This window comes from Sphaerisporangium perillae (assembly GCF_023276435.1).
Taxonomy (GTDB): domain Bacteria; phylum Actinomycetota; class Actinomycetes; order Streptosporangiales; family Streptosporangiaceae; genus Sphaerisporangium; species Sphaerisporangium perillae.
This window is the reverse complement of the sequence record NZ_JALLPO010000002.1, coordinates 214,548-233,187: the sequence shown is the minus strand read 5'-3', so window position 1 is coordinate 233,187 and position 18,640 is coordinate 214,548. Positions and strand designations below refer to the sequence as shown.

Genomic DNA, 18,640 nt, shown 5'->3' with positions numbered 1-18,640 from the left:
CAGCCGCATGCCGCGCCCGCCGGGTCATGGGCGGTCGTGGGGAGCGCCACGCCATCGGGGTGGCGCAGGACCGTAAAGGCGACATATGGTATTGAAACGGACAAATGTCCGTCTCTGCCATCGCTCCATGGGAAGTCGCGCAATGAGTCACGACAGCGGGCCTCCGCCCATCGTCTTCGAGATGGACCTCTCGCTCCAGGAAGCCCGCAGGCGGGCCGAAGTCGTCGCCGCGCTGGGCGACGACTGGGACCCCCTGGCGGTCATCCGGGGCGAGGAGGAGGCCTACGACCTGCTCTACTCCGGCCTGGACGAAGGCCAGCAGCAGACCTACGACATGCTCGTGGCCGCCGGGGTGCTCCCGCGACGAGAGGCCGGCCGTGCTGCCGATTGACCCGCACGCCGACATCGCCCGCCGCGCCTGGATCCCCTGCCCGCACTGCCGTGACGACCGGCACTGCGCCGACTGCGGCTCCGGCCGCAACTGCCGGGACCACTGGCGCTACCTGCTGAGCACCACCGGCAGCGTCCTGCACGTCCAGTGCCCGGGATGCGCCTACCTGTGGGACCACGAAACCCACTTCGGCACCGGCGGCCCCCGCCCCGCCTTCTAGCCCTCGGCCCCAAGCCGGCCGCCGGCGTGACCTGGCGCCGGCAGGGCTGCCCACACCGCCCGAATCGGGGGTGGGCGTCAACGGGAGAGGGCTGCCGGGACCACCGAGACCGAGATCGTGACGAGGTCGCCGACGTGGACGGTGCCAGGGCGGACCACCCGTGTGATCAGGCCGAACTTGTTGCCGTGATCGGCGATGAGGTGCTTTTGCAGCTCGGGCCACCGCTCGCGCCCGTGCGGGTCCCAGCTCGGCACCGCGCACCGGCTGCATGGCCCGGTGTGATCACCGGTGACGCCGAGGACGACCTCGCCGATGGCGATCGTGACCTCGCCGCCGAAGGACTCCTCAGCGAACGCGGGAGCGTCCAGCGAAAGGTGCAGGTTGGGCCGGAAGCGCGTCACGTCCACCGGCGCGCCCATCTCCTCCTCAAGGCCCCGGCGCGACGCCTCGAAGGTGACCAGGACCGTCGGCCCGCGATCTTGCTGGCCGTCGGCCTCGCGAAGCGACAGCGGGACGCCGTAGGCCTCGGCGAGCGCGGCGGGAAGGTCCGGGTCGTCCCAGGCCCACGCCGCTCCGCTCGCCGAGTACAGAACAGGAGGCCCGGGCGGTTCGGGGGAGCCGTCACAGGTGGCGGGGTAGGCGGCCTCCCAGGCGAGCATCCCGGGCGTCTGCCGCACGGTGAGCCGGTTGCCCTCCCGGCCTGGACGCTCGTCCACCAGGGAGTACGCCCGGTCGCCCGCCACCCCCCGGCCGTCCAGCAGCGCGGCGGAGACCCGCTCGCCCCGCAGCGACTTCACCGGCCACCGGTAGAGGTCCTGGATCCTTCCCCGATACATGCCCCGAGCTTAGAGGAGCCAGACCAGCCACGACGCCGCCGGGCACCCTCCCCGGCCGCGTGCTCGATCCGCCGGGCGGCGTCGCGAAAGGGAGAGCGTCCGGGGCTCGGCTACCATGCGCGCATGGTCGCGGACGACGTGCAGGAAGCGCTCGAGGCGCTGGCCGCGGCCGTGGGGCGCGGGGTCTCGATCGACGACCCGGACGGCCGGGTCATCGCGCACAGCGCCCACAATGGCGAGACCGATCCGGTCCGGGCGCGCGCCATCCTGTCCCGTTCGGTGCCGCCGGAGGTCGGGGCCTGGCAGCGCGCCCACGGCGCAGGTGTGGCGACCGGCCCGGTGCGCGTCCCGCCCAACCCGGACCTGGCGATGGAGGCACGGCTGTGCGTCGCGCTCCTGCACCGCGGGCGGCGGCTGGGCTTCCTGTGGGTCATCGAGGGCGAGCGGCCGCTGACGCCGGCCGAGACCGGCCGGGTGGTACGGGACGCCGCGAGGGTGGCCGCGCTGCTCGGCGAGGGCTTCCCCGGCCGCTCGGCCCGGAGCCGCCCGCCGCTGTGCCGGCTGCTCACCGGTGGCGCCGGCGACCGGCGCGAGGCGGCGGCGCGGCTGGCCGCCTGCGGGCTGCCCGAGCACGTGCCGTACCACGTGCTCGTCGTCCGCCCTCCTGCGGCGGCGCCGGGCGTTCGCCGGGCGGCGGGTCCCCCCGGCGGTCTTCCGCCCGGTGACGCAGAGCCGGGCGGCGATGGGATGGTGACATCCACGTCCCGGCTGAGCGAGCTGATCGGCGGGGAGGTCCGCGGGCTGCGCCCGCCCGCCGCCCACGCCGTGATCGACGGGCGGACCGTCGTGCTCGCGCCGCACGGCCGCGCGCCGTACCCGGGAGGGATCACCGTGGTGGCCGGGGGTTTCCCGCCGGGTTCAGCGGTCGGCGCGAGCGCCGCGCACTCCGCACTGGAGGCCGCGCCGGAGGCCTACCGGCAGGCCCTCGCCGCCTCCCGGGCGGCGGCTGCCGATCCGGGCGCCGGTCCGCTCGTCGTCTGGCCCGAGCTGGGCGTGTACCGCTTCTTCGGCCCGCCCGCCGGGCGCGGTCGTCCGGATGGCGAGGCCGCGAGCGGTGAGGCCGGGAGCGGCGAGGTCGCCGGCGGTGGGGTCACGGGCGGCAAGGTCTGTGACGTTGGAGTCTTGAGCGCGGAGGCCGGTGATCCGCTCATGCCGTTGCGGAGGCGCGATCCGCGCGGGGTGCTGGTGGCGACCCTGGAGGCCTACCTCGACTCCGGAGGCGACGCGCAGGCGACCGCCGAGGCCGCGCACCTGCACCGCACCAGCCTGTACTACCGGCTGCGCCGGATCGAGGAGATCACCGGCCGCGACCTCAGGAACGGCCGCGACCGGCTCGAACTCCACCTGGCGCTCAAGCTCGCCCGCTGGGACGCCACCGCGTGAGCGGCCGGAACGCCGCGCCCCGAGATGGCGCGATCTGGGACGCCCGGAGGCGGCGCGATCTGGGACGTGCGGAGGCGGCGCGCGTCGTGCCGGGAACATCACGGCGCGTGGGGCCGGGGTGTCATCGGCCGGTGGCGGCCTCCTCCTCGACGAGCTTCAGGAGCGCGGAGACGGTCATGGACCCCGGGGAACGGCGTTCCCGGGCGAACTCGTTGGCGATCCGGCGCACCGTCTCGTTGGCCGGGGTCGGCACCCCGTGCAGCCGTCCAAGGAGCACGATCTCGCCGTTGAGGTAGTCCGCCTCGATGGAGCCGCTGCCCTTGGCGAGGCTCTGCCACGACGAGCCGCCGGGCCGGTCCACCCCGGCGACCGCCGTCTCGTTCACCTGGTCACCGCGGGTGCGGCGCTCCTCCTCGGCGGAGGTGCAGGCGATGCCCGCCGCCGCCAGCGCGGCCCTGCCCTCGGCCAGGAGGCGCTCCATCAGCGGTTCCCAGCCTGGGCCCGTGCCGCAGATCGCCTGGTGGGCGTTGCCGAGGTTCCCCAGCAGCTTGGCGTACTTCCAGTGCATCACGTCCGGCACGACCGGGGCGGCGAACATGCTGCCGCGCAGGTCGGCGGCGATCCGCTCGATCGTCTCGTCGGTGCCGTCCGGGTAGCGGCCGAGGGTCAGCATGCCCGACAGGGGCGCGCCGTGGGAGGCCACCGTGCCGGGCTCCAGGTGCAGCGCCGGCAGCCAGACGCACATGCCGTAGACGCGGCGGAACAGGCGCAGCGCGAGCCGCTCGTTCTCGACGGCGTTCTGGGCGCAGACGAGGGGAAGCAGGTCGGCGGCGGTGCCGCCGCCGGTGACGGGGCGGGGAGCCCAGGCGTTGAGGATCGCGGTGGTGTCCTGCGTCTTGACCGCGAGCACGAGCACGTCGTCCGTGCGGAGGTCGAGCTCTTCCGGGCCTGCGACGGCGGGGATCGGCAGGGTCGTGGCGCCGCCGGGGGAGATCAGCCGGAGGCCGTCCCGGCGGATCGCGTCGAGGTGGGCGCCGCGTGCGACGAGGACGACGTCGTGCCCGCCCTCGGCGAGCCGCCCGCCGATGGTTCCGCCGACCGCACCGGCGCCGATGATGATATAGCGCATTATGTGATCCTCGCATGATCCCCCACCCGCCCGGCGAGGAGGTCTGGGGTGAGCAGGTCGGCTCAGCAAGGGGCGGATCGCTCAGCCCCTCTGATGTCTCGGTGAACGGGCCGGCGCCGAGAAGTTCCACTCGGCGATGGTGCCGCAGGCCGGGACGGACTCGCGGATCTGGCACGACGTGAAGGACCTCGGTGCCGACCTCGCCAAGCTGGAAGGGGTGCGCGGCGGCCAGGTGAAGGCCGACGTCGCCATCGGGTGGGACTGGCAGTCCTGGTGGGCGCTGGAGCTGGAGTGGCGTCCCTCGTGCGATCTCGCCTACCGGGAGAGGGTGGACGCCTACTACGAGGCGCTCTGGCGCTCGCACGTGACCGTGGACTTCGTGGCCCCGACTGCCGACATGTCGGGATATCGGGTGGTGGTGGCGCCGAGCCTGTACCTGCTCACCGAGGCGGGGGCCAAGAACCTGCGCCGGTACGTCGAGGCGGGCGGCCACCTGCTCGTGTCCTACTTCTCCGGCATCGTCGACGAGCACGACACCGTTCACGCCGGGCCCCATCCCGGCGCGCTGCGCGACGTGCTCGGACTGACGGTCGAGGAGTTCCACCCGCTGCGCGAGCACGAGACCGTCCCGCTGTCGCCCCCCGTCTCCTCGCCGCCGCCCGTCCCGCTGACGCCGTCCGTCTCGCCGTCGGGGTCCGCCCCGCTGCCGGCCTCGGGCATGATCGGGCGGGTCTGGTCGGAGCGGGTACGGCCCGCCGGAGCCCGCGTGCTGCGGACCTTCGCCGGCGGCCCCGACGCCGGGCACCCCGCCTTCACCCGCCACGAGCTCGGCGCGGGCGTGGCCTGGTACCTCGCCACCGGCGTCGCCGACCCGCGTCCACTGCTGGCCGAGGCGCTGGACTCCGCCGGCGTCGACCGGCCGCGCGACCTGCCCGAGACGCTCGAGATCGTACGGCGGGCCGGGCACCTGTTCCTCATCAGCCACGGGGAGGACCCGGTGACGGTCCCGGGCGTGACCGGCGACGGCGTCCTGGACGGCGCCCGGTACATCGGAGCCGCCACCGTCCCGGCCGGCGGCGTGACCGTGGTACGCGAGGTCCAGGAGGGCTAGGCCGGGGAGGCGCGATCGGCCGCGGGCAGCGTGAACACGAAGCGGGTGCCCTCGCTTTGACCGGTGTCCAGGCGGATCTCCCCGCCGTGGTACTCGACGATCTTCTTGCAGAGGGCCAGGCCGATGCCGGTGCCCTCGTACTCCCCGCGGTTGTGCAGCCGCTGGAAGATGACGAAGATCTTGTCGGCGAACCGCGGTTCCACGCCGATGCCGTTGTCGGAGACCGCCACCTCCCACATGTCGCCGGCCCGCCCGGCCGTGATCCGCACCTCCGGCGCCCGGTCGGGCGCGCGGAACTTCATGGCATTGCCGAGGAGGTTCTGCCAGAGCATCGTCAGCAGGGCGGGGTCGCCGAGGACCTCCGGCAGCTCCGGGTGGATCACGACGGCCCCGGTCTCCTCCGCCAGCGTCTCGAGGTTCTCCATGGCCCGGTCGAGCGGCGCGTCCAGCGGCACGGGCACCCGCTCGGTGTGCGAGCGTCCCACCCGGGAGAACGTCAGCAGCTCGGCGATCAGGGACTGCATGCGCTTGGCGCCGTCCACCGCGAACGAGATGTACTCGTTGGCCCGCTCGTCGAGCTGGTCGGCGTACCGCCGCTGCAGCAACTGGCAGAACGCCGTCACCTTGCGCACGGGCTCCTGCAGGTCGTGGGAGGCGACGTAGGCGAACTGCTCCAGCTCGGCGTTGGACCTGCGCAGCTCCTCCGCCTGCTCGCCGAGCAGGTCGGCCTGCTCCTGCAGCCGCCGCTGCGCGTCACGGGACACGGCCAGCTCGGCCGAGATGCGCCGCCGGATCGCGTCGACGTCGGCGGCCAGCATCGTGATGTCGCTCGGCCCCCTGATGTCGATGAGGTGTTCGAAGTCCCCGTCCGCCACGCGCCGGGAGGCGGCTCCCAGCCGGTCGAGGGGGCGCAGCACGGCATATCTCAGCAGCAGGGCGACCGACAGCAGGGTCAGGACGAACATCGCCAGGATGGCCGTGAACACCATGTTCCGCCAGAGACGCGCCTTAGCGACCTCCGCGTTCGCCTGGGCCCTGGCCTGGGCCAGGCTGCCCATCTGGACGTCCACGGCTGCACGGACCCGGTCGAACAGCACCTTGCCGTTGCCCACCTGCACGGGGTCGATCGAACCGGGCCCCTGCCGCGCGACGGTGCCCATGATCGGCCGGGCGTATCCGGTGCGCCATGACCCGGCGCGCAGCTCGATCACGTCGAGGTCGGCGAGCAGCGTGCTCGCCCTGAGCGACCGCCTGAGCTCGGCGACCGAGGCCCGTTCCGTTGTCATGCCCTGGTCATAGGCGGTGAGGAACTCCTGCCGTCCGCTGACGGTATAGCCGTGCACCGCGGCTTCCTGGTCCAGCAGCGCGCCGCGCAGCCGTTCGGTCGCCAGCAGGCTGGGGGTGATGTGCTGGGCCAGCTTGTCGGAGGCGAGGGTGCTGCGGCTGAGCGCCCAGGTGCCGAGCACCGCCGAGATCGCCAGCAGCAGCCCGGTGATCGCCAGGGTCGCCGTGAACCACGAGCGCGTGCTCAGGCGCGGCCATCTCGCCGCGTGACCGTAGCCGGAGATGCTCAACCGTCCTCCCTCGGGAATCGCCAGCTCGCCACGACCATACCGATCCCGCGCACAGCGTTGACATGCGCTCGGGCGGGGGTGCCGCCGGCCCGAATGCCCTGGTCCTGCCTGCTGCCCATCCGGGCACGGGTGATGCCATCGGATTTAGCGGTGCGTAGTGAGTACTCACTCCGTATAGTGGAGGCATGACGGAGCCGAAGGTCCGGCGCAGGGCGCCGGGAATGACCCCCGAGCAGCGGCGCGAGATGATCGTCAAGGCGGCGTTGCCGCTGGTGGCGGAGCTGGGGGCGGCCGTGACGACCGCTCAGGTGGCCAGGGCCGCCGCGATCGGGGAAGCCACCATCTTCCGGGTGTTCGACGACAAGGACGAACTACTGGACGCCTGCCTGCGCGAGGCGCTCGATCCCGCCCACGCGCTGGCGGAGATCGCCGCGGTGCCGCTCGACCAGCCGCTGGCCGCCCGGCTCGTCGAGGCCGCCGACGCCCTGCGGGCACACCTCGAACGCATGGGGACGGTCATCGGCGCCCTGTACGCCACGGGCCGGCGCGGCAGGGCGGGCCCAGGGCCGCACGGGCCGGGAAGCGCGGCCGGCCCGGCGCAGCCGGGGGGAGGCGGCGCCGAAGCGGGCACGGGCGCGGACGAGGAGCGGCCGGCCCCCGGAAGGAGCACGGACAGGGACGCCTCCATGGCGCGGACCGTGCAGGCCGTGGCCGAGCTGTTCGAACCGGAGCGCGAGTCCCTCCGCCTGCCGCCCGAGCGGCTCGCGGCGATCTTCCTGGGCATGATCTCCATCCCCCGGCTCCCCGGCGGCGACACCGGACCCGCTCGCATCGACGAACTGGTCGAGGTCCTCCTGCACGGAGCCCTTGTCTGAACGCCGATGGATCCGGGACGTGACCGTCCGGCGGACCCCGGCGTGGGCGTCCGATGGATCCCGGGGGTAGGCGTGCGGCGGACCCCGGGTGTGGACGTGCGGCGGACCCCGGGCGGGGGCGGCGTGAGAACCGCCGCGCGCGCGTCAGCGGCCGGAGGGCTGGGCGGATTCCAGGAGGTCCAGAGCGAGGTCGAGGGCCGCTGTCTTACGCTCCTCGTTGGTGATCTGCTCGTCCTTGAGCACGAACCAGCTCGCGTGCAGCGTGAAGATCGCCATCGAGCTCCTGAGCCGCTGGGCGACCGAGGCGTCCTCGTCCCAGAGGACCCCGCCGAGGGTGGTCATGAGCTTGCGCATCTTGTCGAACTTGGGGTGGCCGCGCAGCGCGGTCTGGTTGCGCTCCATGAACCTCGTGAACGCGTGGTGGTGGCCGCCGTAGACCTCGTCGGCGTAGCGCCGGACGAACTCCCGGCGCGTCTCGATGGTCCGGGGCTGGTCCTGCGCCCATTTGAGGAGGCGTTCTACGGCGGCCTGCCGGTCCTCGGCGAGGCTCGCCACGATGTCGTCTTTTGTCTTGAAGTGGTAGTACAGTGCGGCCTTCGTCACTCCAAGCGTCTCGGCGATCTCCCGCAGCGATGTCGCCTCATAGCCCTGCTCGGTGAAGAGTTTCAGGGCGATCTCCTGGATGCGAGCTCGCGTGTCGGTGTGTGGCCTCATATCTCCTCAGACGCTCCCTGGGTCCCCTAATTAACTTGACGGCCGGTAAGTAAGCGCTCTAGCTTGGCAGTATAGTCACTAGCCGGTCGGCAAGTAAGTAAGCATCTATCAAGGGGGCGTAAAGAATGACGGAGACCGAGGCCGAGATAGTTCCCGGTCGCCGGCGGGAGGTCATGGTCGTCCTGCCGGGACTGATGCTAGCGATGATCCTGGCCATGCTGGACAACATGATCGTCGGCACGGCGATGCCGCGCATCGTCGGCGAACTCGGCGGCTTGGCCCACCTCTCCTGGGTGGTCACGGCGTACGTCCTCGGGACCACGGTGTCGACGCCCATCTGGGGCAAGATCGGCGACCTGTACGGCCGTAAGACCATCTTCCTGGCGTCGATCGCCATCTTCATGGTCGGCTCCATGCTCTGCGGCATGGCCGGTTCCGACCTGTTCGGCGGCACCGGCGGCGGCATGGGCGAGCTGATCGGCTTCCGCGCCCTCCAGGGCCTCGGAGCCGGCGGTCTCATGGTCAACGCCATGGCCATCATCGGCGACCTGGTGCCGCCCCGTGAGCGCGGCCGCTACCAGGGCATCATGGCGGCGATGATGTCGCTGGCGATGATCGCCGGCCCGCTGGTCGGCGGGTTCATCACCGACCACCTGAACTGGCGCTGGGCCTTCTACGTGAACCTGCCCATCGGCGCCGTGGCGTTCGTCTGGCTGGTCTTCCGGCTGCACCTGCCGAAGTACCGCACCGAGCACCGCATCGACTGGCTGGGCGCCGGCCTGCTCGGCGTGGGCATCACCGCACTCGTGCTGATCACCACCTGGGGCGGCAACCAGTACGACTGGGGCTCCTGGCAGATCCTCGGGCTCGTGGCGGTCGCCGTGGTCACGCTGGCGCTGTTCATCCCCGTGGAGCGCCGGGTGGCCGAGCCCATCATGCCGTTGCACGTGTTCGGCAACCGCAACTTCACGCTGGTCTCGCTGATCGGCTTCCTGCTCGGCTTCGCGATGTTCGGCGCGATCAACTTCCTGCCGCTGTTCCAGCAGACCGTCCAGGGCGCCTCGGCGACCAACTCCGGCCTGCTGCTGCTCCCGATGATGGCCGCTATGATGGTGGTGTCGCTGTTCGTCGGGCAGATGATCACCAAGACGGGTAAGTACAAGATCTACCCCGTCATCGGCGGCGTCATCATGGCCGTGGGCATGTGGCTGCTCTCCCTGCAGGACGTCCACACGGCCCGCTGGCAGACCGGCGTGTTCATCGCCGTGCTCGGCCTCGGCATGGGCTTCCTGATGCAGACCACGATGCTGATCGCGCAGAACAGCGTCGAGCAGAAGGACCTCGGCGTGTCCAGCAGCGCCGCCACCTTCTTCAGGTCCATCGGCGGCTCGTTCGGGGTGTCGCTCTTCGGAGCGATCTTCAACCACAACCTCACTTCCCAGCTGACCGAGAAGCTCGGGCCCCAGGCCGCCAAGATGGCGGAAGGCAGTGCTCGGCTGGACACCAAGGGGCTGGCCCAGCTTCCCGCCCAGGTGCGGATCGGGTTCCTGGAGTCACTGGCCAACTCCATCTCCAGCGTCTTCTTCTGGGCCATCCTGTTCGCGGTCCTGGTGCCGGTGCTGGCGATCTTCGTCAAGGAGATCCCGCTGCGCAGCGGCCCCGTCGCCCCCGGTGGATCCGGCGGCACGGACAGCCAGGCCAAGGACGCCGCGCCGGTGGCCGTCTTCGACTGAGCCGCCCGCCGTCTCCACCGCTTCACCCCGACGGCCGTGACCACCACCGTGGTCACGGTCGTCGCCGCGTGCGGGCCCGCCGTACCTCCAGGGAGGACCGGTCGTGTGTGAACTCGGAGGGTAAGGAGCCATTCTCGTGTGCGACTTCCGGGGGGAGAAGGGCCGGTCGGGCGCGAGTTCCGAGGGCGGCCTCAAGAGGGTGGCAAGTCGCGCGCAAGCACGGGTCCCTACCCTGGCGGCGTCCCTCTCACGGAAAAGGAGTTCGCGTGTCCTCCACCGCCTGGATCGTGCTCGGCTTCGGCCTGGCAGCCCTCGTCTTCGGCGGGATCGGCATCGGCCTGCTGGTGTCCGCCCGGGAGTTCCGCCGTATCGCGCAGCGCGTCCCCGGCCAGGTGATACGGCTGCGGCCGAGCCGTGGCGAGAACGGCACGACCTACTTCCCGACCGTCAGGTTCACGACGGTCATCGGCCAGCAGGTGGAGGCCGAGACCAACTACGGCACCAACCCGCCGGTCGCCCCGGTCGGCGGCCCGGTCACGGTGCTCTACGACCCCGCCAAGCCCACCCGCATGCGCCTGGACGGCTTCTGGGCCGGCGGCACCGTCATCGCCGTGGTCTTCGCCGGCGTGGGCGCGGTCTTCCTGGTGGTCACAGCCGCCGTGGCGCTCTCCGGCGGCTGAGGGCCACCCCGTGTCAGGGGGGTACCATCGGGCTCGCCGCGGGTTCGGCGGTCGAGCAGGGTGGGCCACTCGGCGAACACGGTTCGCGCCTGCGGGTGGTGGAACAGCACCCGGACCATGTTGGTCATGCCGGAGCGCGGAGATCGCGCCCAGGTGCGTCCGGGCCGATTCCCCACAGGTAGTAGCGTCGGCTCATGCGACTCGGCGTCCTCGACATAGGCTCCAACACGGTTCACCTGCTGGTGGTGGACGCGCACAGGGGCGCGCAGCCGCTGCCGGCGTATTCGCACAAGGTCGAGTTGCGGCTCGCCGAGCACTTCAGCGACGGCGAGACGCTGTCGGGCGAGGGCGAGCGGGAGCTGCGGCGCTTCGTCGAGGACTCGCTGCGCATCGCAGAGGACAAGGGCGTTGAGGACATCATGGCCTTCGCCACCTCGGCCGTCCGCGAGGCGGTCAACGGCGAGGAGGTCCTCGGCCGGTTGCGTGCCGGCACCGGCGTGGACGTCCAGGTGCTGTCCGGGCAGGACGAGGCGCGGCTGACCTTCCTGGCGGTGCGGCGCTGGTTCGGCTGGTCGTCCGGGCGGCTGCTGGTGCTGGACATCGGCGGCGGCTCCCTGGAGATCGCCTCCGGCATGGAGGAGGCGCCGGACGTGGCCGTCTCGCTTCCCCTGGGCGCCGGGCGGCTGACCCGCAAATGGTTCAGCGGCGACCCGCCCCCCGCCGAGGAGGTACGGGGCATGCGCAGGCAGGTGCGCGCGGAGATCGGCCGGATCGTGGGCGACGTGGTGAAGTACGGCCGCGCCGACCACGCGGTGGCCACGTCCAAGACCTTCAAGCAGCTCGCCCGCATCGCCGGCGCGGCCCCGTCCAGCGAGGGGGCCTACGTCAAGCGGGTGCTGAGCCGCGACGACGTGTCCCAGTGGACCGAACGTCTCACCACCATGGACAACGCGCAACGGGCCGGCCTGCCCGGCGTCTCGGCGGGGCGCGCGCCGCAACTGCTGGCGGGGGCCGTCGTGGCCGACGCGACGATGGATCTGTTCGACGTCCGCGAGGTGGAGATCTGCCCCTGGGCGCTGCGAGAAGGCGTGATCCTGCGCCGTCTGGACATGATGTCGGGAGCCTGACGTCCCGCGTACCGGTACCGGGTGTGCGCGACCACCGCCGGCACGGGGGAGAATCGGTTCATCCACCTGAGTGGGGAAACGTGTGACCGTGTCCATCCCGGGCACGTGTCCCACCGCGACAACAAAAAAGGAGGAAGGGGCGATGATGGCGCTCATCGGCGCGGTCTACACGTTGCTGGCCGTTCTGATGCTCATGGGCCTCGCCCTGATACTGATCGCGGTGATGGGGTTGATCTCGCTCGCGCTGCTGGCCTCCACCACCAGCCCCGAGCCCGAGCTGGACGCCGACGGCCGGCTCGTGGCCCGCGCGGCGGCGGTGGAACCGGCCAAGGCGCTCGCCGCGGCGGAGGGCTCGGACAAGGCGGCGGCGCGGGGCCGGCCGGAGATCCGGCCGGCGCCGGACGGCGGGCCGGACGTCTCGGCGAGGGGCGAGGATCCGCAGGCCGGGCCGGTTCGCGGCCAGGGAAAGGGGCATGCCCCCGTGCCCCGCGGGGAGGCCGTCACGTCCTTTCTCGGGAGGCTGCCGTCCCATTGGGTTCCGTACGGAGCGGCCTACGCCCGCGACGCCTGGCTTCTCCCGCTCCGGCGGTACGGCGAAACCGCCCAAAAGCTGATAGGACGGTAGTCGGTACCGATCTTCTGGAGGATCGCCATGCGGATCAAGCCCCCATTCCGCGCCGACCACGTCGGCAGCCTGCTCCGTCCGCCCGCGCTGCTCGAGGCCCGCGAGGCCTTCGCGGCCGGCACCCTTCCCGCCGAGCGGCTCCGGGAGATCGAGGACGACGCGATTCGCGAGGTGGTGCGAGCCCAGGAGGAGGTGGGCCTGCGCTCGGCGACGGACGGCGAGTTCCGCCGGGCGTCCTGGCACATGGACTTCATCTACCGGCTCGGCGGCATCGGCCAGGCCGCCGACGAGCGCATCAACGTGCGGTTCCAGAATGAGCAGGGCGTCATCGAGTTCGCCCCGGCCGCGTTGCGCGTGCACGACCGGGTGAACCTCGACCAGACGATCTTCGGCGAGGACTTCGCGTTCCTGCGCGACCAGGTGACCACGGCCACCCCGAAGCTCACGATCCCCTCGCCGAACATGGTCCACTACCGCGGCGGCCGGGCCGCCATCGACCCGGGCGTCTACTCCGACATGGAGGAGTTCTGGAGCGACCTGAGCGCGGCCTACGCCGAGGAGGTCCGCCGCCTGGCCGAGCTGGGATGCACCTACCTGCAGTTCGACGACACGAGCCTCGCCTACCTCAACGACCCGGGCCAGCGCGCCGAGATCGCCGATCGCGGGGACGACGCCGAGCACCTGCACCTGCGGTACATCAAGCAGATCAACGACGCCCTGGCGAACAAGCCCGAGGGCCTGTCGGTCACCACGCACATGTGCCGCGGCAACTTCCGCTCCTCGTGGGTGGCCTCGGGCGGCTACGACTTCGTGGCCGAGGCCCTGTTCGGCGAGCTGGCCGTGGACGGGTTCTTCCTGGAGTTCGACGACGAGCGCTCCGGGGGGTTCGAGCCGTTGCGGTTCGTGCCAAAGGGCAAGGCGGTGGTCCTCGGCCTGGTCACCACCAAGCGTGGCGCGCTGGAGTCCAAGGACGACCTGAAGCGGCGGGTCGAGGCGGCGGCCAAGTTCGTGGACATCGACCAGCTGTGCCTGTCGCCCCAGTGCGGCTTCTCCTCCACCGTCGAGGGCAACTCCCTGACCAGGGACGAGCAGCTCGCCAAGCTCCGCCTCATCGTCGAGACCGCCGAGGAGATCTGGGGCTGACCGCCCGAGGGCGGCCCCGCGCCGTCCGCCGTGCGTCAGCGCGGGGGCGCCGCCTCGATGCGGTGCCCCGACAGGTGGGCGAGCACCGCCTGGTTGGCCTCCCAGCCGTCGGGGAACTTCACCGGGACGTTGAGCTGCACCGTCTCGGCCGATGGGTGGGCGTCCAGCAGTTCGGGGATCCCGGCGCGGGCGACGACGACGCACGCGTGCCGGTGGCGGGAGGCCAGCACGCACAGCCGTCCCGACTCCAGGTGAAAGGCGGTGGCGTCCCTGCGCCCCGACAGGGGGTGCAGGATGATCGTGACGTCGTACTCCCGGCCCTGGAGCCGGTTGGCGGTGTCCACGGTCACGCCGTCCGGCACCCCGGCGGCCTGGATCGCCGCCACCTGGTCGCGGTGCGCCGCCCCGATCGCCACCCGGCCGGGGGTGACCGGACGCTCGCCCCGTTCGGAGAAGGTGACGGGGGCGCGCTGCAGCAGCCGGGTGGCCAGCACGGCCACCGCCTGGACGGCCTCGGCGTCGGTGCGCACCGTGTGCCTGCTCGGCAGCTCATACAGCGCCCAGCCGGTGGCCGCGGCCTCCTCCAGCGCCCGGTCGTAGGCGGTGCGCATGCCGCCCACGGTGAACGACAGGCGCCGATCGCCGGGCCCGGTGCCGGCGGTGAACCCGGTGAACGGGTAGAACGCCTCCGACACCACCGGCGCCGCCGAGGCGGGCAACCTCCAGGAGACCGGGAGCCGGTGGACGGGAAGGCCGGGGTTGTGGCGCAGGAGCACGGCGACCGCGCTCTGCAGCGGGTCCCACGAAAGACCGGCCCAGCGGTCGCCGTCCACGATCGTGAACGGGTCGAGCTGGCCCGGGTCGCCGACGAACAGCGCCCGCTCGAACAGCCCGGCGATGCGCAGCAGCTTGTCCGACCGCATCTGGTAGGCCTCGTCCACGATCGCCCACGGCCAGGTGCGCCCGCCCGCCCAGGCCCACTTGTCGGCGGTGGCCACCACGACGGCCGGGTCGCCGAGGTCGGGCAGCTTGGTGCCGATGCTCGCCTTGCCCATGATGCGCTGCGGCACGGCGTAGTCGGCCGCGGACAGGCGGCCGATGGAGACCCCGGGGTGCTCCTCGGCCAGCCGGACGATCAGGTCGTCCACCTGCTCGTTCGTCTGCGCGATGATCATCAGGGGCTCGCCCGTCGCCGCGAGGTGTCCGGCCGCGCGTACGACCAGTGTCGACTTGCCGGCACCGGGCGGCGAGTCGACGACCACCCCGCGATGCCTCGGCAGGTCGGCCAGCACGGCGTCCACGACGGCGGACGCCTCCGCCGCGGGAGAGATCATGACCATTCTTCCTCGGGCTCGTCGTCGGCGGGGGAGTACTCCGGAGGCGGGCCGCCGTGCGTCCACGGGGTCTCCTCGGGCGCCGGTAGCGACGCAGGCGGCTGGAACTCGTCGGTGAGCGCGGCGTAGCACACCCGCTCGCCGGCCTCCGGCACGGCGCCGGGCGTCGCGGCCATGCCGCGGCCCATCCCCTTCACGATCTTCAAGGTGACGTGCTCGCCGTCGATCGCCACGACCTCGGCCTGCTGGCCGCGCCGCTCGGGCGTGCCGAGCCGGGTGCCCGGCGCGAGCCGAACGGGGTCGGTGGTCCGCACGGTGACCAGCGGCCGGAGCTTGCGCCCCCTGCCCTCGCCCTCGGTGCGGTCGGGCTCGGTGGCCACGACCGTGCCGGTGAAGGCCTCGCCGGTCAGGCGGTAGGCGGCCATGACCAGCGGATCGTCGTAGGCGCGCTGGGCGTCGTAGGAGGCCTGCGCCCGCTCCATGCGGGCCAGCCGCGAGGCGGCGCCGACCGCACCGTCCCGCTTGGGCTGGGGCGGGCCGCCCTCGGCCAGCTGCGCGGCGAACCCGGTGAACGACGTCCGGTCGCCCTCCCAGCGCGCCGCGGCTCCGGGCGCGGCCGGCAGCGTGCCGAGCAGGCCGATGGCCCGCCACATCAGCCGCCAGGTCGGCTCCAGCTGCGAGCGCACCGCCTCGGCGACCCGGGCCGCCGCCCGATCGCTTCGCGTCTCCTCGTAGGCGCGGATGGCCGGGGCGAGGACCTCGGTGTCGAAGCCGGGGTCGGTGGCCGGCCCCGCGGGCGGCCAGACCAGCGGATCCTCCGCCTCCCTCGCCGCGCTCGCCCCGGTCATGCCGGGCGGCGGGTCGATCCAGCCCACCAGGGACGCCAGGTTGGCGTCCTCCAGCGTGCTCTGCCCGGTGGCCCAGTGCAGCGACAGCGCCTCCGTGGCGGCCAGGAGCAGCGACGAGCCGGGGTACTGCGCCCGCTGGGCGAGGAAGGTGAGCCACCGGCCGAGCACCGGCACAGACGGGTGCACGGCGTACGGCCCCTCGGCGCGGCGGAACCGGGTCGAGCGGCCGAGCAACTGGACGAACGCCACCGCCCCGCGGCCGGGCACGATCACCTGCGGCGCGTCGACGCAGCGCTCGTAGGGCTCGGCGCCGCGCCGCTCCACCGTCTCGGTCGCCTTCTGCAGCCCCTCGAAGTACGGCAGCAGGATCTCGGCCAGCTCGGCGGCGAAGGCGAAGCGCAGGTCGCGGTCGCGCGGCTGCGGCACCACCAGCAGCCGGGGATGGCCGGGGTCGGTGCCCGCCATCGCGGCCAGCGGCGCCGCCGCCTCGCCCGCCAGCCGCAGCGGGATGAACACCATGGGCCGCTCGGACAGGTGGCAGTGCCGCACGGTCGCGAGCCGCTGCGCCGTGCCGGTGTGGACGGCGCGCAGGCGTGCGAGCGCGGCGAGCGTGCTCACCCGACCTCCGCGTAGATGCGGTCGGCCAGGCGGAGCAGGCGGGCGATCTCCTCCTGGCCCTCGCCCGGGGTGAGCGACCCGTCCGCCAGGCCGAGCGCCTCGGTCACGGTGGCGACCCCGCCGAGCGCGTCGCGGACCTGCCGCCCGAGCAGGTCGGTGGAGCCCTCGGCGGAGGCCTCGTCCCTGCAGAAGAAGCACAGGTCGCAGGTCGACAGGCAGTCGGGGGCGTACCGGGCGTCGACCCCGCGCACGGCCTCGCGCAGCTCCGCCACCGGGCGGGTCGGCACGCCATCGGCATCGGGCGCCAGGTCGAAGGTCAGCTCCGGCGGGAGCTCGTCCACGATGGCGCCCACGCGCGCCATGCGGGCGAGCTGCCTTCGCAGCACGGCGAGCTGCGGGCGCACGTCCACCAGAGTCGCGGCCGGCCGGTTCGCGAAGTTCTCCGGGCACACCAGCACGACCTCGTGGGACACCCGCCGTGGGTCGTGGCCGAGCTCCTCCAGCGTGTTCATCAGCGCCAGCACGTACACGGCCGCCTGGCGGGCGGCCGCCGCCACCTTGTCCGGCTCGGCCTGCCCGTCGACGACGGCGAAGGACTTGATCTCCACGATGTGGAACCGGCCGCCCAGCCGGAACGCCACCACGTCGGGCTCGAGATAGGCGCTGTGGCCGGCGATCTCCAGCCGGAGCAGCGGATGGTCGTACAGGGTGCCGGCGTCATCGCTGTCGCGGGCCGCCTTGTCCAGGAGCTTGCGGGTGTGGGAGTGCCGCACCTGCGCCGAGGGGTTGCCGCCGACGTCGCCGAGATCGGTGTAGGCGGCGAGCGGGATCGGCAGCCCGAGGAGCTCGCGCAGGAGCCGCAGCAGCTCGGCGCAACCGCTCTCCTTCACCAGCGACTCGAAGGCGTTGCCGCGGGTGATGGCGAAGGGGGACTGGCCGAAGGGCGCGGGGTAGCCGAGGTGGGCGGCGGTGGCGTCCTTGTCGACGCCCGCGGCGTCCAGGACGGCGCGGCGCGCGCATCCGGGATTGGCCGCGAGGGCCGCGATGGCCCGCGCGTCATGGGGACGCGGCGGCACCGGGCCGCGCAACCGATCGAGTCGATCCACCTCACGCCTCTTTCCCGGCCGCGCTGGAGCGCTCACGGCCCAGCGCGGCTCGTCTTCCCGGTCGCCCCGAACGCTTCAACGCGACGCCTCTTTCCATACCGGGCTCACCGTGACGCCTTTCCGCACGGGCTCACCGTGACGCCTCTCTCGTGTGACGTTCACCGCGACGCCTCTTTCCGTGCCAGGCCGAGGACGGTGCCGCCGAACAGGCGCTCGGCGTCCTGGAGCCGGTCGCGGGCTCGGCCGGCGATCTCCGCGCGCGCCGCCGTGTCGGCGGCGGCGTGCACCTCGAGCTCGGCGCGGGCCGCCTTCACGACGGTGGCCGGATCGGAGCCGGGAAACCCGTCGACGACCAACGCGCCCGCCTCCGGGCCGCCCCGCGCCGTCCCGGCGTCCACCAGGTGGAGGCCGGCGCCCCGGCCGTACCGCCCCGTCTCCGGCGCGGCGCCGGGGATGTTGTGCGCCAGCCGCGACAGCAGCCGCTGCGCGCTCGGCGGGGCCTGCTCGCCCGCGCCGACCATGCGCATGATGTGCTCGGCCACGCGGATCGCGGTGGTCAGGAAGTCCACGCGCGGGCTGAGCGGGCCGACGACCCGCTGCTCCAGCGGCCAGGTGCTGACCGCGAGCAGGCCGCGCGAGGCGGACAGGCGATCGGTGAGCGCGGCGCACAGGTAGTACGGCCGGGCGAAGGGCGAGGTCCTGAAGGAGCGCTCCTCGTCCCTGCGCAGGCTCGCGAGCTGGGCGCCCTTGAGCGAGCCCGCGCGGAGGGCGGCGTGCACGGCGACGATCATCTTGGCGGCGGCGGGCACGCCGAGCAGGGTGAGTGCCTGGTGGACCTGCTCGCGCACGGGAACCAGGGAGCCCGGCGCCTCGTGCCGATCACCGCGCTCGTGCGCGGACTCCCGGCCGGGCCCGTGCGCGGTCCCGTGGCCCGGTTCGCCTCCGGTCTCGTCGCCGGGTTCGTACACGGGTTCATGGACGGCGAGGGCCTGGTCCCATGCCCGTTCGGCGCTTCTGAGCTCGGCGCGCAGCGACCTGGCGAGGACGCTCTCGCGGGCTCGCACGGCCTGCCGGATCTCCCGGCGGAGCGCGTTGATGCGCTCCTCGAGATCGTCCAGCGTTTCACTCACGCC

The 18,640-nt window shown here is 72.7% G+C and carries 18 protein-coding genes; 10 read left to right on the top strand and 8 right to left on the bottom strand.

The genetic code is table 11. The features are described from left to right. The first annotated feature begins 142 nt into the window (after positions 1 to 142). Both MYF83_RS03050 and MYF83_RS03045 read left to right on the top strand, forming a co-directional pair. Positions 143 to 391: a DUF6400 family protein gene (locus MYF83_RS03050; RefSeq protein ID WP_248958592.1), complete on the top strand. Its 249-nt coding sequence runs from the start codon at positions 143 to 145 to the stop codon at positions 389 to 391. Next, on the top strand, positions 378 to 611 hold the full coding sequence (locus MYF83_RS03045) for a hypothetical protein (protein ID WP_248958591.1): 234 nt from the start codon (positions 378 to 380) through the stop codon (positions 609 to 611). The genes MYF83_RS03050 and MYF83_RS03045 overlap by 14 nt, the downstream gene beginning before the upstream one ends. A 77-nt stretch (positions 612 to 688) precedes the next feature. Here the strand turns inward: MYF83_RS03045 and MYF83_RS03040 are convergent, their stop codons facing one another. After that, a complete protein-coding gene (locus tag MYF83_RS03040) occupies positions 689 to 1,447 on the bottom strand; it encodes an MOSC domain-containing protein (RefSeq protein ID WP_248958590.1) in 759 nt (252 codons plus the stop codon). Between the two features lie 123 nt (positions 1,448 to 1,570). Here MYF83_RS03040 and MYF83_RS03035 point away from each other — a divergent pair, with 123 nt between their 5' ends. Continuing rightward, positions 1,571 to 2,890, top strand: a complete 1,320-nt coding sequence (locus MYF83_RS03035) for a PucR family transcriptional regulator (protein WP_248958589.1) — start codon at positions 1,571 to 1,573, stop codon at positions 2,888 to 2,890. A 121-nt stretch (positions 2,891 to 3,011) separates the two neighbouring features. Here MYF83_RS03035 and MYF83_RS03030 read toward each other — a convergent pair whose 3' ends face one another. Continuing rightward, a complete protein-coding gene (locus tag MYF83_RS03030; protein WP_248958588.1) occupies positions 3,012 to 4,019 on the bottom strand; it encodes a ketopantoate reductase family protein in 1,008 nt (335 codons plus the stop codon). A 136-nt stretch (positions 4,020 to 4,155) separates the two neighbouring features. On the opposite strand from MYF83_RS03030, the gene MYF83_RS03025 reads away from it, so the two are divergent. Further along, positions 4,156 to 5,130: a beta-galactosidase gene (locus tag MYF83_RS03025; protein WP_248958587.1), complete on the top strand. Its 975-nt coding sequence runs from the start codon at positions 4,156 to 4,158 to the stop codon at positions 5,128 to 5,130. Here the strand turns inward: MYF83_RS03025 and MYF83_RS03020 are convergent. Next, complete coding sequence (locus tag MYF83_RS03020) at positions 5,127 to 6,704, bottom strand: sensor histidine kinase (RefSeq protein ID WP_248958586.1); 1,578 nt, start codon at positions 6,702 to 6,704, stop codon at positions 5,127 to 5,129. The two genes, MYF83_RS03025 and MYF83_RS03020, sit on opposite strands and share 4 nt — an antisense overlap. 185 nt (positions 6,705 to 6,889) lie before the next feature. Between MYF83_RS03020 and MYF83_RS03015 the strand changes: the two genes are divergently transcribed. After that, a complete protein-coding gene (locus tag MYF83_RS03015; protein WP_248958585.1) occupies positions 6,890 to 7,579 on the top strand; it encodes a TetR/AcrR family transcriptional regulator in 690 nt (229 codons plus the stop codon). A gap of 144 nt (positions 7,580 to 7,723) precedes the next feature. Here the strand turns inward: MYF83_RS03015 and MYF83_RS03010 are convergent, their stop codons facing one another. Further along, on the bottom strand, positions 7,724 to 8,293 hold the full coding sequence (locus MYF83_RS03010; RefSeq protein WP_248958584.1) for a TetR/AcrR family transcriptional regulator: 570 nt from the start codon (positions 8,291 to 8,293) through the stop codon (positions 7,724 to 7,726). A gap of 125 nt (positions 8,294 to 8,418) precedes the next feature. On the opposite strand from MYF83_RS03010, the gene MYF83_RS03005 reads away from it, so the two are divergent. From MYF83_RS03005 to MYF83_RS02985, 5 genes are all read left to right on the top strand, one after another. Next, the gene (locus MYF83_RS03005; RefSeq protein WP_248958583.1) at positions 8,419 to 10,026 is read left to right on the top strand and encodes an MDR family MFS transporter; all 1,608 of its coding nucleotides are present in this window, start codon (positions 8,419 to 8,421) and stop codon (positions 10,024 to 10,026) included. A gap of 266 nt (positions 10,027 to 10,292) precedes the next feature. Further along, on the top strand, positions 10,293 to 10,706 hold the full coding sequence (locus MYF83_RS43575; protein ID WP_248958582.1) for a DUF3592 domain-containing protein: 414 nt from the start codon (positions 10,293 to 10,295) through the stop codon (positions 10,704 to 10,706). A 194-nt stretch (positions 10,707 to 10,900) separates the two neighbouring features. After that, positions 10,901 to 11,833, top strand: a complete 933-nt coding sequence (locus MYF83_RS02995; protein ID WP_248958581.1) for a Ppx/GppA family phosphatase — start codon at positions 10,901 to 10,903, stop codon at positions 11,831 to 11,833. Between the two features lie 142 nt (positions 11,834 to 11,975). Beyond that, positions 11,976 to 12,458, top strand: a complete 483-nt coding sequence (locus tag MYF83_RS02990) for a hypothetical protein (protein ID WP_248958580.1) — start codon at positions 11,976 to 11,978, stop codon at positions 12,456 to 12,458. Positions 12,459 to 12,485: 27 nt separating this feature from the next. Then, positions 12,486 to 13,601 (top strand): 5-methyltetrahydropteroyltriglutamate--homocysteine S-methyltransferase, encoded by a 1,116-nt coding sequence (locus tag MYF83_RS02985; RefSeq protein WP_248958579.1) that lies wholly within the window; start codon positions 12,486 to 12,488, stop codon positions 13,599 to 13,601. A 35-nt stretch (positions 13,602 to 13,636) separates the two neighbouring features. Here the strand turns inward: MYF83_RS02985 and MYF83_RS02980 are convergent, their stop codons facing one another. From MYF83_RS02980 to MYF83_RS02965, 4 genes are all read right to left on the bottom strand, one after another. Continuing rightward, complete coding sequence (locus MYF83_RS02980; protein ID WP_248958578.1) at positions 13,637 to 14,935, bottom strand: AAA family ATPase; 1,299 nt, start codon at positions 14,933 to 14,935, stop codon at positions 13,637 to 13,639. After that, complete coding sequence (locus MYF83_RS02975) at positions 14,932 to 16,401, bottom strand: hypothetical protein (RefSeq protein WP_248958577.1); 1,470 nt, start codon at positions 16,399 to 16,401, stop codon at positions 14,932 to 14,934. The genes MYF83_RS02980 and MYF83_RS02975 overlap by 4 nt, the downstream gene beginning before the upstream one ends. Beyond that, the gene (locus tag MYF83_RS02970) at positions 16,398 to 17,507 is read right to left on the bottom strand and encodes a hypothetical protein (RefSeq protein WP_248958576.1); all 1,110 of its coding nucleotides are present in this window, start codon (positions 17,505 to 17,507) and stop codon (positions 16,398 to 16,400) included. Before MYF83_RS02970 ends, MYF83_RS02975 begins: the two co-directional genes overlap by 4 nt. 158 nt (positions 17,508 to 17,665) lie before the next feature. Next, entirely contained in the window at positions 17,666 to 18,637 is a 972-nt protein-coding gene (locus MYF83_RS02965) for a hypothetical protein (protein WP_248958575.1), read from the bottom strand. Between the last annotated feature and the right edge of the window lie 3 nt (positions 18,638 to 18,640).

Excerpts from the sequence above, each read along its gene's own strand:
- MYF83_RS03050 (WP_248958592.1), top strand. The coding sequence starts at position 143 with ATGAGTCACGACAGCGGGCCTCCGCCCATCGTCTTCGAGATGGACCTC.
- MYF83_RS03040 (WP_248958590.1), bottom strand. The coding sequence starts at position 1,447 with ATGTATCGGGGAAGGATCCAGGACCTCTACCGGTGGCCGGTGAAGTCG.
- MYF83_RS03035 (WP_248958589.1), top strand. The coding sequence starts at position 1,571 with ATGGTCGCGGACGACGTGCAGGAAGCGCTCGAGGCGCTGGCCGCGGCC.
- MYF83_RS03030 (WP_248958588.1), bottom strand. The coding sequence starts at position 4,019 with ATGCGCTATATCATCATCGGCGCCGGTGCGGTCGGCGGAACCATCGGC.
- MYF83_RS03025 (WP_248958587.1), top strand. The coding sequence starts at position 4,156 with ATGGTGCCGCAGGCCGGGACGGACTCGCGGATCTGGCACGACGTGAAG.
- MYF83_RS03015 (WP_248958585.1), top strand. The coding sequence starts at position 6,890 with ATGACGGAGCCGAAGGTCCGGCGCAGGGCGCCGGGAATGACCCCCGAG.
- MYF83_RS03010 (WP_248958584.1), bottom strand. The coding sequence starts at position 8,293 with ATGAGGCCACACACCGACACGCGAGCTCGCATCCAGGAGATCGCCCTG.
- MYF83_RS03005 (WP_248958583.1), top strand. The coding sequence starts at position 8,419 with ATGACGGAGACCGAGGCCGAGATAGTTCCCGGTCGCCGGCGGGAGGTC.
- MYF83_RS02995 (WP_248958581.1), top strand. The coding sequence starts at position 10,901 with ATGCGACTCGGCGTCCTCGACATAGGCTCCAACACGGTTCACCTGCTG.
- MYF83_RS02990 (WP_248958580.1), top strand. The coding sequence starts at position 11,976 with ATGATGGCGCTCATCGGCGCGGTCTACACGTTGCTGGCCGTTCTGATG.
- MYF83_RS02985 (WP_248958579.1), top strand. The coding sequence starts at position 12,486 with ATGCGGATCAAGCCCCCATTCCGCGCCGACCACGTCGGCAGCCTGCTC.
- MYF83_RS02980 (WP_248958578.1), bottom strand. The coding sequence starts at position 14,935 with ATGATCTCTCCCGCGGCGGAGGCGTCCGCCGTCGTGGACGCCGTGCTG.